This is a genomic window from Sinomonas mesophila (genome assembly GCF_001999765.1).
Classification (GTDB): Bacteria; Actinomycetota; Actinomycetes; order Actinomycetales; family Micrococcaceae; genus Sinomonas; species Sinomonas mesophila.
Map to the genome: position 1 here is coordinate 82,483 of NZ_KV908323.1, position 14,037 is coordinate 96,519.

Annotated in this window: 13 protein-coding genes; 7 read left to right on the top strand and 6 right to left on the bottom strand. The window is 71.5% G+C overall.

The features are described 5' to 3' along the window. The first annotated feature begins 18 nt into the window (after positions 1–18). Complete coding sequence (locus tag BV907_RS02285; RefSeq protein WP_077488038.1) at positions 19–891, top strand: rhomboid family intramembrane serine protease; 873 nt, start codon at positions 19–21, stop codon at positions 889–891. Between the two features lie 427 nt (positions 892–1,318). Here the strand turns inward: BV907_RS02285 and BV907_RS02290 are convergent, their stop codons facing one another. Beyond that, on the bottom strand, positions 1,319–1,828 hold the full coding sequence (locus BV907_RS02290) for an SRPBCC family protein (RefSeq protein WP_077488039.1): 510 nt from the start codon (positions 1,826–1,828) through the stop codon (positions 1,319–1,321). Beyond that, positions 1,825–2,187: an ArsR/SmtB family transcription factor gene (locus tag BV907_RS02295; RefSeq protein WP_077488040.1), complete on the bottom strand. Its 363-nt coding sequence runs from the start codon at positions 2,185–2,187 to the stop codon at positions 1,825–1,827. Before BV907_RS02295 ends, BV907_RS02290 begins: the two co-directional genes overlap by 4 nt. A 321-nt stretch (positions 2,188–2,508) precedes the next feature. Between BV907_RS02295 and BV907_RS02300 the strand changes: the two genes are divergently transcribed. The 3 genes from BV907_RS02300 to BV907_RS02310 all read left to right on the top strand — a co-directional run bounded on the left by BV907_RS02300 (position 2,509) and on the right by BV907_RS02310 (position 6,007). Further along, positions 2,509–3,975 carry a pirin family protein gene (locus BV907_RS02300; RefSeq protein ID WP_077488041.1) on the top strand — a complete coding sequence of 489 codons (1,467 nt, stop codon included), beginning with the start codon at positions 2,509–2,511 and terminating at the stop codon, positions 3,973–3,975. Between the two features lie 236 nt (positions 3,976–4,211). Beyond that, positions 4,212–5,225 carry a GNAT family N-acetyltransferase gene (locus BV907_RS02305; RefSeq protein WP_077488042.1) on the top strand — a complete coding sequence of 338 codons (1,014 nt, stop codon included), beginning with the start codon at positions 4,212–4,214 and terminating at the stop codon, positions 5,223–5,225. Continuing rightward, positions 5,222–6,007, top strand: a complete 786-nt coding sequence (locus tag BV907_RS02310; protein WP_077488043.1) for an SDR family oxidoreductase — start codon at positions 5,222–5,224, stop codon at positions 6,005–6,007. Before BV907_RS02305 ends, BV907_RS02310 begins: the two co-directional genes overlap by 4 nt. A 17-nt stretch (positions 6,008–6,024) precedes the next feature. On the opposite strand, the gene BV907_RS02315 is transcribed toward BV907_RS02310, so the two are convergent. The 3 genes from BV907_RS02315 to BV907_RS02325 all read right to left on the bottom strand — a co-directional run bounded on the left by BV907_RS02315 (position 6,025) and on the right by BV907_RS02325 (position 10,280). After that, positions 6,025–7,470: a DHA2 family efflux MFS transporter permease subunit gene (locus tag BV907_RS02315; RefSeq protein WP_245827748.1), complete on the bottom strand. Its 1,446-nt coding sequence runs from the start codon at positions 7,468–7,470 to the stop codon at positions 6,025–6,027. Between the two features lie 198 nt (positions 7,471–7,668). Continuing rightward, the gene (locus BV907_RS02320) at positions 7,669–9,258 is read right to left on the bottom strand and encodes an ABC transporter permease (RefSeq protein ID WP_077488045.1); all 1,590 of its coding nucleotides are present in this window, start codon (positions 9,256–9,258) and stop codon (positions 7,669–7,671) included. Continuing rightward, entirely contained in the window at positions 9,255–10,280 is a 1,026-nt protein-coding gene (locus BV907_RS02325; RefSeq protein WP_077488046.1) for an ABC transporter ATP-binding protein, read from the bottom strand. Before BV907_RS02325 ends, BV907_RS02320 begins: the two co-directional genes overlap by 4 nt. A 1,494-nt stretch (positions 10,281–11,774) precedes the next feature. Between BV907_RS02325 and BV907_RS02330 the strand changes: the two genes are divergently transcribed. Beyond that, positions 11,775–12,269 (top strand): uracil-DNA glycosylase family protein, encoded by a 495-nt coding sequence (locus tag BV907_RS02330; protein WP_245827777.1) that lies wholly within the window; start codon positions 11,775–11,777, stop codon positions 12,267–12,269. Positions 12,270–12,367: 98 nt separating this feature from the next. On the opposite strand, the gene BV907_RS18655 is transcribed toward BV907_RS02330, so the two are convergent. Next, entirely contained in the window at positions 12,368–12,517 is a 150-nt protein-coding gene (locus BV907_RS18655) for a hypothetical protein (protein WP_175637333.1), read from the bottom strand. A gap of 75 nt (positions 12,518–12,592) precedes the next feature. On the opposite strand from BV907_RS18655, the gene BV907_RS02335 reads away from it, so the two are divergent. Together BV907_RS02335 and BV907_RS02340 are read left to right on the top strand one after the other, a co-directional pair. Continuing rightward, positions 12,593–12,988: an RNA-binding S4 domain-containing protein gene (locus tag BV907_RS02335; protein ID WP_077488047.1), complete on the top strand. Its 396-nt coding sequence runs from the start codon at positions 12,593–12,595 to the stop codon at positions 12,986–12,988. Between the two features lie 44 nt (positions 12,989–13,032). Then, on the top strand, positions 13,033–14,037 hold the full coding sequence (locus tag BV907_RS02340; protein WP_077488048.1) for an aldo/keto reductase: 1,005 nt from the start codon (positions 13,033–13,035) through the stop codon (positions 14,035–14,037).

Genomic DNA, 14,037 nt, shown 5'->3' on the forward strand with positions numbered 1-14,037 from the left:
GGCAGGGACACCCAGCACGTGAGCGATGGAAGCCCGGCGGCCGGCCCGGAGGCGGAACCGGTCTGCCCGCGCCACCCGGACCGCATCTCCTATGTGAGGTGCCAGCGGTGCGGCAGGCCCGCGTGCCCGGAGTGCCAGCGGCCGGCCGCCGTCGGCTTCCACTGCGTGGACTGTGTCCGCGAGCTCGCCGCCCCGGCCCCGCGGACGGCGTACGGCGCCGTCGCGCGGCCGGGCGGGCGGCCGCTCGTGACGACGCTGCTCATCGCCGCGTGCGCCGTCGTCTACGCGCTGCAGTGGGCGGTGCCCAACTCGTACGTCTACCTCGAGTTCGCGTACGCCACGCTCCTGACCGGCATTGAGCCCTACCGGATGCTCACGACCGCGTTCCTGCACGCGCCGACATTCGTCCTCCACATCCTCGTGAATATGTACACGCTGTGGATCTTCGGGCAGGCCCTCGAGCCGCTGCTCGGCCGCGCGCGTTTTCTCGCCGTGTACCTGCTCTCCGCCGTCGGCGGCTCGGTCGGCTACTTCCTGCTCACCCCGCCCAGCCTCGTGGGGGTCGTCGGCGCTTCCGGCGCGGTCTTCGGGCTCTTCGGTGCGATGTTCGTCGTCATGCGCCAGCGCGGCGGGGACTCGCGGCAGCTCCTCGTGCTCATCGCCATCAACGCGGTGCTGGGCTTCGTCGTGCCCCAGATCGCGTGGCAGGCACATCTCGGTGGCCTCGTCACGGGCGCCCTCGCCACGGCAGCAGTTGCCTATGCCCCACGCGGCAGCCGCCGCGCGCTCGTACAGTGGGGCGGGATGGCAACCGTCGCCGTCATCCTCGCTGTGGTGACCATGGCGCGCGTCACCGCCCTGAACATCGGTCCCGGCGGCCTCGGGATCTAGGCGAACCCGCCCCTTCGTTTGCGGGGTCACCTTCCTGCGTTGCGGGGTCACGTCATAAGGATGCGGGGTCACCTCCCTGCGTTGCGGGGTCGCCTCTTGCTGTTGTGACTCCCTGACCCCGCGATCTCGGCGTCCCAGGCCCCCATTTCGGCGTCTTACGCCCCCATCTCGGCGTTGGTCTTCATGGTTCTCCACGTCGTCTCGGGGTTCTCCACGTGGTCTCCCGCCGTTCTCCACAGGTTTTGTCCACAGTGTGTACAACTTACAGGCATGTAGTTACTCGGGCGTATCGCCAGTGCTGGCGCGGAAGACGCCGGCAGTCGGCCCGAGGCGGGGTCCCCGCAGCCGCGGGCGCGGACCCTGCCTGTGGACAACCTTTCCCCGGCGCCTGTGGACAGCTGTGGATAAAGGGAGGTGGCGGGAGCGTCTACGCGTCGCCAGAGGCTAGAAGCGCGTCGAGCTGCCGGTAGCCCTCGTCCACGCCGGTCTCCATGCCCGACTGCAGCATGGCGTCGCGCGCGGCCACGGACTCGTACGTCGAATGGATCTCGAGACGGCACCGGCCGTCCGGCAGGGCGATGAACGTGCTGGTGTCGAGCTCGACGTTCCCTGGGGCGCCCTCGAACTCGAACGTCATGACGACGCGGCTCGGCTCAGTGACCTCGTGGAAGGATCCCCGGAAGGCATACTCGTGCTCGCCCTCGCGCTGGACGAACCGGTAGGAGCCGCCCGTGCGTGCCTCCATGTGCTCGATGGTGGTCGAGAGCCGCTCGGGTCCAATCCACTTGGCGAAGATCTCCGGATCGCAGTGCGCCCGGAACACCCGTTCGCGGGGCGCCTCGAACTCACGGGTCATGTCGATGTACGGCATGCCAGGATCGGCGACGATCTGGACGGTGTTGCTCGCCGTGCTGGTCTTGCTGGTGTTGGCGGTCATGGCTGCTCTCCTGTGTCTGAGGCCAGAAGCGCGTCGAGGCGTCGGTACTTCTCCTCGGTGCGTTCCCGGTAGGTGTCGATCCATACGGCCAGGGGGCCGAAGGCTTCGGGGACGAGATGGCAGGGACGGCGCTGGCCATCGCGGCTGCGCGTGATGAGGCCGGCTTCCTCGAGCACCTTGAGATGCCGAGACACCGCCTGCAGCGTGACCGGGAACGGCTCCGCGAGCTCGTTGACGGTCGCGTCCCCTCGGATGAGCCGAGCCAGCAATTGCCGGCGGAGGGGATCCGCGAGGGCGGAGAAGGCCCGGGTGAGGCGGTCCTCGGCGTCCTGGGCGGGGGCTGTTGATGTAGCGGCCACCGTCTGCTCCCTCCTCGCACCACGCGGGATGATCAAGCAACAGCTTTATCAACAAACTTGTTGAATATTTCCACACTAGGACTCCAGCGACGCGCGGTCAAGACTTCTTGTCCACAGGCGCCGTCCACAGTGTGCGTAACTTACAGGCGTGTAGTTCAGAGGCTGTTTACGCGCTCGATCCCGGTTCGTCGCCCGTGTCGACCCGGAAGCCGCGAACTTATTCCCAGCTGTGGATAACTCTGGGGGTAACGCCTGTTGGAAAGTGGATGGCGGTGTGGGCTGTCGGAGGGCGGGCGTAGGCTCTGCACAGGAGGTACACCCATGAGCAATCTGGAGCTTGACCCTGCCGAGACCCTCTGCGGGGTCGAGGCCGAAGGGCCAGAACTTGCTCTCGAGATCATCGAGCCGCGCGACGTCCCGCTCGGCGGACTGCGGGCGATGCCGGTCCGCCGCACGCTGCCCTCGAAGCATCGTTCATTGGTGGGCGCGTGGTGCTTCGCCGACCACTACGGGCCCGACGACGTCTCCGCGACGGGCGGCATGCGGGTTCCGCCGCACCCGCACACAGGCCTGCAGACCATCAGCTGGCTCTTCTCGGGTGAGGTCGAGCACCGCGACAGCGCCGGGCATCACGCCCGCGTGCGGCCGGGCGAGCTCAACTTCATGACCGCCGGCCGCGGCATCAACCACTCCGAATACTCGACGCCAGCCACGACGGTCCTCCACGGGGTCCAGCTGTGGGCGGCCCTCCCCGAGCCCTTCCGCGGCGCCAGGCCGGGCTTCGAGCGCTACGTGCCGCACGCCGTCGTGCTCGAGGACGCAGGCGGCAACGGCGTTCGGGGGGCCGAGCTGCGCGTGTTCTTGGGCGAGCTGCACGGCTCCGCCTCTCCGGTGCGTACCTATTCGGCCCTGCTCGGCGCCGAGCTTTCGCTCGGGCCGGGGGCCGCCGTCGTCCTCGATCTGGCGACCGAGTTCGAACATGCCTTCCTGCCCGACAGCGGCGGGGCGGTGCTCGACGGCGAGCCCGTACCGCAGGCCCACCTCGCCTACGCCGCGCCCGGTCGGGCCCGCGTGAGGCTCGAGAACCCCGGCGATACCCGGATCCGCATCATGATCCTCGGCGGCCCCCCGTTCGGCGAGGAGATCACCATGTGGTGGAACTTCGTGGGCCGATCGCACGAGGAGATCGTCGGGTTCCGCGCGCTGTGGCAGGCGCAGATCGGTGCGGAGCCGGGCAGCGCGAAGGCGGAAGGCGCGGAGGCGGGCATGGCGCACGACGGCGAGCCGTTCGGGCCCGTCGTCGAGCTCACCGGGGGCGACGCGGCGCTTCCGGCGCCGGCCCTTCCCAACGTCCGGCTCCGCCCACGCGGCGGGGCGCGCGACGGCCGCCGCACGACCAGCCGCCCCAAGACCAGCCCCCCGACGACCATCCACCCCGAAAGCAAGGACACCATGCCCGCCCAGGCACCCACGGACGCAGCAGAGCAGGGCGTCGTCGCGATCGTCCATACCCCGCAGCGCCACCGCTACGAGGTCCGTGTGGACGGCGTGACGGCAGGCTTCACGCAGTATCGGCTCAAGGAGGACGGCGCGGTGATCGCGTTCGACCACACAGAAGTGGGCGAGGCGTACTCGGGCCTCGGCCTCGCGAGCCGGCTCGTGACCTTCGCCCTCGACGACGTGCGCGCGAAGGGTCAGCGCGTTCGGCCCTACTGCCCCTACGTCCGCCGTTTCCTCAAGCGGCACCTGGAGTACCAGGACCTCGTGGTGGACGGCTTCGAGGTCTGAACGCCGCGCCTCCGGATATCCACAGGCTTGTCCACGGCGTGGATAACTTACAGGCATGTGATTAGCGGCAACCCGCCGGTATCCACGGACTTATGCCCAGCCTGTGGATAACTTGTCTCCAGAAGTTCACACGCTGTGGACCCACGCTGCTCCCCTCCGCGGGGCGCCGGTGCTAGCGTGGGAGCACCCGTCTGCCGCCCGGGCCCTCTGCCCGGTGCTCGCCCGCGAGGAGCGCCATGAGCGTCGTCTGGAAGCCGATCGAGCCTGACCATGCTCCCGCGTGGGCGGAGCTGAGCAATCTCCTGGCCCGCGTCGACGACACGGACGAGTTCTACGAGCCCGAGGACCTCGTCGAGGAGCTCGGCGAGCCCGGAGTCGACCCCTCCCTCGACACCATCGCGGCCTGGGACGGGGACACGATGGTGGCCTACGGCCAGCTTCGGATCTCCGAGGGGCTCGTGGACCGGATGGCCAAGGCCTTGCTCTCCGGCGGGGTGCACCCAGAGTGGCGCGGCATGGGCCTCGGGCGTGCCGTGATGGACTGGATCGAGCCCCGAGCGGCCGAGCTGGCCACCGCCCGCTACCCGAGCCTGCCCCTCGTGTGCTCGGTGTGGTGCGGCAAGCCCAGCTCCTCGGCGGTGCGTCTCGCGGCCGCCCGCGGCTACGGCCCCGCGAGGTACTTCCAGGACATGCGAGCCGAGCTCGCGGGCTGGCGGGCCCCGGCTTCCCCCTTCGGTGCCCCGGCCGGTGCCAGGCCCGGAGCCAGGTCCTGGACTTCGGACAGAACCGGGGACCACGCCGTCGTGCTCCCCCTCGCGCAGGACCACGCCGAGGGCACCCGCCGGGCGCACAACGAGGCGTTCTCGGACCACTGGGGCGCCGTCGAGCGGGATGCCGCGCGCTGGTCCGACCAGCTTGCGGCGCGCAGCTTCCGGCCCGCGCTCAGCCGTGTGGCGCTCAGCGCGGACCCGTCGCTGGACCCGGACGAGGCCGTGGACGCGTACGTGCTGTGCAATGAGTTCGTTCCCGGGGAGCTCTACGTCGCACTTGTCGGCACGCGGCGCCGGGCGCGCGGACGCGGCCTCGCGACCCGCCTGCTGTCCGAGGTCCTCGGCGCCGCGCGGGAGTCCGGCTACCGGCTCGCCGACCTCGGGGTCGACTCCGAGAGCCCCACGGGCGCCGTCGGGCTGTACGAGCGGGTCGGATTCCGGGCCCTGCGCACGACGGTCGTCTACGAGCGCCGCCCGTGACCAGCCCCGTTCCCGAACAGGCCGCCGGCCGCCCGCTCGCGCTCGTGACCGGCGTCGGTCGCCTCGCCGGGATCGGGGCGGGGATTGCGCGCGGGCTCGCCCGCGACGGCTGGGACCTCGCCCTCGCGTACTGGTCGCCCTACGACGCGCGCATGCCGTGGGGCGTCCAGCCGCACGACGTCGGCCGGCTCGCCGAGGAACTGCGCGGCCTCGGCGCCGCGGTCAGCACGCTCGAGGCGGACCTGGCCGATCCCGAGGTCCCCCGCCGGCTGCTCGACGACGCCGGCGCGGAGCGGCCGGTGCGCGCGCTCGTGCTCAGCCACGCCGAGTCGGTCGACTCGTCGATCCTCGACACGGGCCTTGAATCCTTCGACCGGCACTTTGCCGTCAACGCCCGCGCCTCGTGGCTGCTCGTGAAGGCCTTCGCCGAGCAGTTTCCGCCCGAGTGGGCGGGCCTCGGGCGGATCGTGGCGCTGACCTCGGACCACACGGTCCACAACCTGCCCTACGGCGCGAGCAAGGGCGCCCTGGACAGGATCGTCCTCGCCGCCGCGCGCGAGCTCGCGCACCTCGGGATCGCGGCGAACGTGCTCAATCCGGGGCCGATCGACACGGGCTGGATGGACGACGGCGTGCGGGCATCGGGCACGGCACAGCAGCCCTGGGGGCGGCTGGGCACGCCCGAGGACATCGCCGGCGTCGTGGCCTTCCTCCTGAGCCGGCCCGGAGGATGGATCAACGGGCAGCTGCTCAAGGCCGACGGCGGGTTCTCCGCGGGGTAGGTCGGCTCCCGGCGTGGTCAGTGCGCGGGCGACGGCGCGGACTCGCCCGCCGGGGCGTGCTCGGGCACGCGGTTGCGCAGGAACGCGGCGAGGACGATCGCGATCGCGCCGGCGCCCGCGGCGACGAGGAACGCGGCCCGGAAGCCGGCCACGGCGGCGTCCTGCGCGGGCAGCTCCCCGGCGGCGGCGTGCGTCGTGGCGGCCATGACGGCCACGAGCAGGGCCGTGCCCGCCGCGCCCGCGACCTGCTGGAGCGTGCTCAGGATGGCCGAGCCGTGGCTGTACAGGTGGCGCGGGAGCGGGTTGAGCCCGCTCGTGAACGTTGGCGTGAACAGTAGGGCCAGGCCCAGGGACAGGACGACGTGCAGGGCGAGGGCGATCCACACCGGGCTGTCCGCGGTGATGAAGCTCAGGGCCACGAGCACGCCCGTGATGAGCGAGGTGCCGGTGAGCGTGAGCGGGAGCGGGCCGACCGCGTCGAACCACTTGCCGACCCTGGGCGCGAGCAGGCCCATGACGAGGCCTCCCGGCAGGAGCAGGAGGCCGGTCGAGAGCGTGTCGAGGCCGCGCAGCTGCTGGAGGTAGATCGGCAGGAGGATGATGACGCCGAACAGCGCCATCATGCCGACCATGAGCAGCGCCGTCGCGATCGTGTACATCGGGTAGGTGAACGCGCGCAGGTCCAGCAGCGGCGAGCCCGAGCGCTGCAGCGCGAGCTGGCGCAGGACGAACGCGACGAGGGCCACGCCGCCCACCGCGAGCGGGATCGCCGGGCCGAGGCCGACCGTGGCCTCCCCGCCGAGCTGGCTGAGCCCGTACACGACGCCCCCGAACGCCGGCACCGTGAGGATGACCGAGAGCGCGTCGAGCCGCGGCCGCTCGCCCTCGGGGGCGCCGCGCAGCTTCGAGGCGCCGTACAGGAGCGCCGCAAGGGCGATCGGCAGGACGGTCAGGAACATGAACCGCCACGAGAGGAACTGCAGGATGATCCCGGACAGGGTCGGGCCGATGGCGGGGGCCACCGAGATGACGATGCTCACGGTCCCCATGACCTGGCCGCGGCGCTGGACCGGGATGAGCGAGAGGACGCTTGTCATGAGCAGGGGCATCATGATCGCGGTCCCGGAGGCCTGGACGACGCGGGCCAGGAGCAGGACGCCGAAGCCAGGGGCGAGCGCGGCGAGCAGGGTGCCGGCGCTGAACAGGCCCATGGCCAGGAGGTAGACGGTCCTCGTCGAGAGGCGCTGCAGGAGGAACCCGGTAGTCGGGATAACGACCGACATCGTGAGCATGAAGGCGGTCGCGAGCCACTGGACCGTGGTCGCGTCGACGCTGAGTTCGGCCATGAGCCGCGGCAGGGCGACGTTCATGATGGTCTCGTTGAGGATCACGACGAACGCCGCGATGACGAGCACGGTCACGACGAGGCGGCTCTCGCGGCTGATCGGATGCTTCTCTGCCACGGAGCCGGGGTGGCCGGCGCCCGAGGGCGTTTCTTGGGATGCGGAAGGCAAGGGAGCTCCTGGGTGAAATGGTTTCGGGAGGCAACGTCTTGTGGGTGCAAACCGCCCGGATCCCGGGATCATTCCCGCCGGGGACCGGAGACATCAGTCTCTCACTTTCCTCGGCAGCGCGGGCACCGCCCGCCGCCTCCTGCGGACTCATACTGTCCGCAGGTCCCTCCGCCGGTAGGCCGCGAACCCGGCAGTGATCAGCACCACAGCGATCGCGAGGACGACGACGACCGGCGCCCAGTCGGCGTCGTCCGCCGTGATCCGGGGGATGACGTGGAACGGGCTGGTGTCCATGAGCCAGTCGGGGGCCTTGAGCACGGGACCGAAGAGCGTCAGGACGATCCAGTACACCAGCGCGAGCCACGCGATCCAGCGCAGCTGCGGCGCGGCGCCGACGAGCGCGAGGGCGAGGGCCGCAGCGAGCCAGACCGCCGGCGCATGGGCGAGCGTCTGGAGGAGCACGAGCCACGCGTCGGCCCGCGTGCCGGTCGCGACCGCCGTCGTGCCGAGGACGGTGCCGCTCACCGCGACGGCGACCGTCGGGGCCCCGAGCGCTGCGGCGACGGTGGGCGCGAGGTACCGCGCGCGGGCCAAGGGCGCCGAGAGGACCCACTCCGAGCGGCGCTCGTCCTCCTCGACGGCGAAGCGCAGGGCCAGCTGGACGCCGAAGACCGCGGCGATGATGGCCATGATGAACGTGAGCATCTGGACGAAGGCGAACACGAGGTCCTCCTCCGTCGCGGCGCGGGCGGCCAGGATCTGCTGGACGAACGGGTTCTCGGAGAAGAAGCCGGACATGGTCCCGGCAACGATGCCGTAGACGAAGCCCAGGAGTGCCGACGTGGCGAGCCACGAGGCGATCGGGCCTCGGCTGAGCCGCACGGTGTGCCGGGAGATTCCGGCCGTGCTGCGATCTGGGCCGGTGCCCTGACGGAGCAACCCGGCCCCGAAGTCGCGGCGCCGAGCGAGCCGCGCGCCCACGGCCGCCGTGGCGATCCCGACGGCGGCGAGCAGGGCGAGCGGTCCCGGGTTGTTCTCGGCGGCCGGGCGGATGAGCTCCGCCCAGCCCATCGGGTTCGTCCAGAGGAGCCACTCGGCGTCCTCGAGCGTGTCCCCGAGGCCGCGCAGCACGTAGCTCGCGACCAGGACCGCGGCGGCGAGGGCGTTGGCCGTGCGCGCGTACGAGCCGATCTGAGCCGTGACCGCCGCAACACCCGCGAACGCGATGCCCATGCCGCCGAGCATCCCGCCCAGGGCCAGGGCGTCCTCCGGGGCGGCGCCCGCGGCGGTGAGCGTCCCGGCGATGAGCGCCGCGACCGCCGCCGAGGCCGCCCACGCGAGCAGCACGCCGGAGGCGAGGCGCGCATGCTGCCCCACCGCGCCGGAGTCCACGAGCTCGGCCTGGCCGGTGTCCTCGGAGGCCCGGGCGTGGCGCGTGACCGTGAAGATGGCCATGAGGGCCGTGAAGAACATGCCGAAGACCTGGATCCGCCACGTCGTGAAGCCGGCCGCTGTCTCGAGGTTCGTCGCGTGGCCGAACAGGAGGGTGAACGCCGGGTTCGTCTGGAGGCTCACCTCGAGGACTACGGCGTCCCGGGGCGTCGGAAAGAGCGAGTCGTAGGCCGAGTAGGACGCGAGGGGGAACAGCGCGATGATCGCGATCCACGGCACGAGCTTCCACGCGTCCAGCCGCAGGGCGAAGCGGGTGAGCCGGCCGGCGCCGGCAAGCTGGCTCATTGCGGGCCGCCGTCCTCGGTACGCTCTTCCTCGCGGGGGGTGCCGCGGTGGCGCGGACGACGGCGGGGGCTCCGGCCGCCGTCGTCCGCCGCACGCGTGTGCTCGCCGGCGATTCCTTCGGCGCCGTTTCCCGAGGGCGGGATCCGCTCCCCGTAGTGCTGGAGGAAGAGGTCCTCGAGGCTCGGCGGGGTCACGGTCAGCGCCGTGACCCCGTGCGTGGCGAGGGTGTTCATCGCGCTGCCGAGGCCGTCGGCGTCGACCGTGAAGCGGACGCGGTGGTCCTCGACGCTGAGGTCGTGGACGCCGGGCATCGACGTGAGCTGGTCGGTGCCGCCGTGCAGGGTCGCGGCGACGGACGTGCGGGCGTGGCTGCGCATCTGCTCGAGGCTTCCCGTCTCGACGACCCTGCCCTGGCGGATGATGCTGATCCGGTCCGCGAGTGCTTCGACCTCGGCGAGGATGTGGCTCGAGAGCAGCACGCTGCGGCCCGCGGCCTTCTCGCGGCGGATCTCCTCACGGAAGAGGGCCTCCATGAGTGGGTCGAGGCCGGCCGTGGGCTCGTCGAGGACCAGCAGCTCGGCGCGCGACGACAACGCGGCGACGATGGCGACTTTCTGCCGGTTGCCCTTCGAGTACGTGCGGCCGCGCTTCGAGGGGTCCAGCTCGAAGGTGTCGATCAGCTCGGCCCGGCGGGTCTCGTCGAGGCCGCCGCGCAGGCGGCCCATGAGGTCGATCGCCTGGCCGCCGGTGAGCTGGGGCCACAGGCTCACGTCTCCTGGGACGTACGCGACGCGCCGGTGGAGGGCGACGACGTCGCGCCACGGGTCCCCGCCCAGCAGCTCGACGCGCCCCGAGTCCGCGCGCAGGAGGCCGAGGAGGATGCGCAGGGTCGTGGATTTCCCCGCCCCGTTGGGGCCGAGGAAGCCGAGCACTTCGCCCTCGCGCACCTCGAGGTCGAGGCCGTCGAGGGCCCGCGTCCGGCCGAACGTCTTGACGAGACCGGTGATGCTCACGGCGCTCATGCTGCGATCGTAGGCCCGGCGGGCTCCGGCACGGGAGGGGCAAAGGCCCTGGGGGTCCGGTGCGACGCTTCGGGAGCCGGACGCGGCGGCTCCGACGACACGCCCGGGTGTGGGCGACACGCCGTCGGCTGGTGTGGCGGCCGTCCCATCCGCGGGCGGGATTGCCCGTGAGGACGCGGGTGAGGCCCGTCTCGGGTGAACATCGGGGGAACGTGCGGCAACCGCGGGTTGCTAGACTCGTGAAGCTCACGCCCGAAGGCCGAGCCACCCCCTGACCAATCCGGACCGGACGCGACTCCTCGCGCCCGCGACCGGCCCGCGCCCGCCCGAGACGAGGAGACCCCCGCCCTCATGACCGCCCTGGCCGAGCCCGACTACTACGACGATTTCGACTCCGACTATCGCTCCGAGCTCGACGCCAAGTACGAGGAGGGGTTCGGCTACGGCCCGCAGGTCGACGACGACGAGGACGACGACTTCGACGACCTCTTCGACAACCTGTTCGACGACGAGGATGACGAGGACGACGACCTCGACGAGCCGACGCGGCCCAAGGCCGGGACCAAGCGGAGCACCGCCAAGGCCACGACGGCGAAGGCGGCGGCCACTGCTCCCGTGAAGGCCCCCGCCAAGAAGTCCACGAGCCGGGCCGGGTCGGCGTCCGAGGTCATCGTGACGACCGTGGCCGAGCGGCGCGCTGCCCTCGCGATGCGCGACGAGGCCGAGGCGGTCTCGGCTCCCGTGTCCGTGGCCGCCGCCGTGCCCGTTGAGGCCGCCGTCTCCCTGGGGGCCAGTGCGTCCCCTCGCGTGGCCGACTCCATCGTCGCCGAGGCGCGCGCCGCCGCCGAGCGGGCTCGGAGCGCCGCCGATGCCGCCGCGGCCGCTGCCAAGTCCGCTGTCACCGCCGCCGTCGCCAAGGCCGCGGCGGCGAAGGCTGCTGCCGCAGAGGCGTCGGCCGCCGAGCAGGTCGCACAGGAGGCGCTGGCTGCGTCCTCGGCTGCCGAGCAGGCGGCCCTCCGGGCGGCGGCGGAGCTCGAGCTCGCGCTGGCCGGGGTCGCGGTTGCCCCAGCCACGGTCTCGGCGGCGGAGGCCCCGGTCTCAGTGGCAGAGGATCCCATCTCGGTGGCAGAGGACCCGACCTCGGTGGCGGAGGCCCCGACCTCGAGCGCGGAGGCCCCCATTTCGGTGGCGGAGGCCCCGATCTCGGCGGCCCAGGCCCCCATTTCGGTGGCGGAGGCTCTGGTCTCGGTGGCGGAGGCCCCGATCTCGGCGGCCCAGGCCCCCATTTCGGTGGCGGAGGCTCTGGTCTCGGTGGCGGAGGCCCCGATCTCGGCGGCCCAGGCCCCCATCTCGGTGGTGGAGGCCCCCATCTCGGCTGCACAGGCCCCCATCTCGGCGGATCCGAACTTTGGCCCGAGCATCGCCCCCGTGAACCAGCACGTCGAGTTCCTGCGCAAGCTGCGCCCCGGCTTCGAGGTCCCCTACGTAGACCCGATGCACTCCGTGGACGAGTGCCGGATCGTGAGCCTCTTCTCCAACACGGGCGAGGCCAGCCCGCGCGGCTATGTGTGGGCAGGCGACGACGCCGCTGCGACGCGCCTGCTAGGCCTCCAGTACCAGCTCGGCCTGCGCCCGGAGTGGATCATGCCGTGGAACGTCCATCCCTGGTTCACCCCGGGTGAGGCCAACGGGAAGTTGACCCCCGAGCAGGTCAACGCCGGGCTCAAGCCGCTCCTCGCGTTCCTCAAGCTCGTCCCCCGGGCCTCGGCGATCGTCGCCCACGGCACCGAGGCGAACCGCCTCGCGCAGATGCTGCTCAAGACGGACAACCCGCTCATCTGGCGCCGTGGCCTCAAGGTCTACAAGGCCCGCGCCCTCCACGGCCGCGCGTTCGCCGGCTCGAGGGAGCGCCAGACCGAGTGGCTCATCGAGATGGGCCGCGGCTACGCGGATGCCATGGCCCGGGCGGGCCTACAGAGCGGCCGCTAGGAAGAATCCCGTCGGAGGCATATGCCTCAAGGGGAAAGAAAGCACGCAAGGACAAAGGACGGCGGCCACTCGCGCGGCCGCCGTCCTGGTCTGGCTGGCTACTTGCTCGAGCGTGGCTTGCGCAGATGCGCGACGGGATCGGTGTCGAACGCGCTGGCCTTCTTGGCCTTCTTGGCCGCGCGCTGCTCCTTGATCGTCTTCGACGGCTTCTTGTGCTGCTCGGGCTGATGGGGCTGCTTGTCGGGCATGCTGAACTCCTTTGGCCATCCCACATGGGGTAACCCCCCATCCAATGACGATACGCCGGTAGGATGCTGGGCACCATGGCCCCTTCCCACGCCCCCGCTGCCTCGTCCGCCTCAGCCGTCCGGATCGATTCCTGGCTCTGGGCTGTGCGCGCCTTCAAGACCCGCTCGGCCGCGACGGCTGCGTGCCGTGCCGGGCATATTCGACTCAACGGCAACCCGGCCAAGGCCTCCCAGACGGTCGTCCCCGGCGACACGGTCCGCATCCGGCAGAGTGGCTTCGAGCGGATCCTCGAAGTACACGTGCTCATCGTCAAGCGCGTCGGCGCCGAGGCAGCGTCGAAGTGCTACACCGACCACACCCCCGAGCGGCCGCCTGCGCCTTTCCTGGGCCTGCCGCAGCGCGACCGCGGCACCGGGCGACCCACCAAGAAGGACCGCCGGGAGATGGAGAGGCTGCGCGGCCACGGGTGACGCCCCATGACAGACCGGTCGCGCGCGCATGCAAGGATCGAGGGATGACCGTGAATCCCCGCAGCATCGCCGGTAAGGACGTCGGGCCCGTGGGCTTCGGCTGGATGAACCTCAACCAGACCTATGGGCCGCTCCCCACCCGCGAGGACGCCGTCAAGCTCCTCCTCCACGCCCTCGACGCCGGCGTGACCCACTTCGACACGGCCACGATCTACGGCGCCACAGCCAACGAGACGCTCCTGGGCGAGACGCTGTCGTCGCGCCGCGACGAGTTCTTCCTCGCCTCGAAGGGTGGGATGTACTCCCGCGACGGCAAGCGAGTCATCGACGGTCGGCCGGAAACGATCCGCGCCCACGTGAATGCGTCGCTCGAGCGCCTCCGCACGGACCGGATCGACCTCTACTACCTCCACCGCTGGGACAAAATCGTCCCCATCGAGGAGAGCGTGGGCGCGCTCGGCGAGCTCGAGCGCGAGGGCAAGATCGGCGCCGTCGGCCTCTCCGAGATCAGCGCGGGGACACTGCGCCGCGCCCACGCCGAGCACCCCATCGCCGCGCTGCAGAACGAATACTCGCCCTGGACCCGCAACCCGGAGCTGGGAACCCTCGAGGCATGCCGCGAGCTCGGCATCGCGTTCGTCGCCTTCAGCCCCCTCGGCCGCGGCGCGTTCGGCGGCGTACTGCGCGACCCGTCGACGCTGCCCGACTGGGACTTCCGACGCTCCCTGCCGCGTTTCGACGCCGGGCATTGGCCCGCGAACCTCGCCCTCCTCGACCGGTTCGGCGCCCTCGCGGCCGACGCCGGGTGCTCGCCCGCGCAGCTCGCGATCGCCTGGGTCCTCTCCCGCGGCGATCACGTCATCGCCCTTCCGGGCACGCGCAGCGCCGCGCACCTCGACGAGGACCTCGCGGCCGGTTTCCTCGAGCTGCCCGCGGACGTGTTGGCCCGGGTCGATGAGCTCGTCAACGAGGGCACCGTCTCCGGCCCGCGATACGCCCCCGCAGGCCAGGCCGACGTCGACACCGAGGAGTTCGCGCCCCACGGGTGA

What these genes read in the sequence shown, in the direction of transcription:
- BV907_RS02290 (WP_077488039.1), bottom strand. Translation starts at nt 1,828, where the DNA reads ATGACCGCCAACACCAGCAAGACCAGCACGGCGAGCAACACCGTCCAG.
- BV907_RS02300 (WP_077488041.1), top strand. Translation starts at nt 2,509, where the DNA reads ATGAGCAATCTGGAGCTTGACCCTGCCGAGACCCTCTGCGGGGTCGAG.
- BV907_RS02305 (WP_077488042.1), top strand. Translation starts at nt 4,212, where the DNA reads ATGAGCGTCGTCTGGAAGCCGATCGAGCCTGACCATGCTCCCGCGTGG.
- BV907_RS02320 (WP_077488045.1), bottom strand. Translation starts at nt 9,258, where the DNA reads ATGAGCCAGCTTGCCGGCGCCGGCCGGCTCACCCGCTTCGCCCTGCGG.
- BV907_RS02325 (WP_077488046.1), bottom strand. Translation starts at nt 10,280, where the DNA reads ATGAGCGCCGTGAGCATCACCGGTCTCGTCAAGACGTTCGGCCGGACG.
- BV907_RS02330 (WP_245827777.1), top strand. Translation starts at nt 11,775, where the DNA reads ATGCACTCCGTGGACGAGTGCCGGATCGTGAGCCTCTTCTCCAACACG.
- BV907_RS18655 (WP_175637333.1), bottom strand. Translation starts at nt 12,517, where the DNA reads ATGCCCGACAAGCAGCCCCATCAGCCCGAGCAGCACAAGAAGCCGTCG.
- BV907_RS02335 (WP_077488047.1), top strand. Translation starts at nt 12,593, where the DNA reads ATGGCCCCTTCCCACGCCCCCGCTGCCTCGTCCGCCTCAGCCGTCCGG.
- BV907_RS02340 (WP_077488048.1), top strand. Translation starts at nt 13,033, where the DNA reads ATGACCGTGAATCCCCGCAGCATCGCCGGTAAGGACGTCGGGCCCGTG.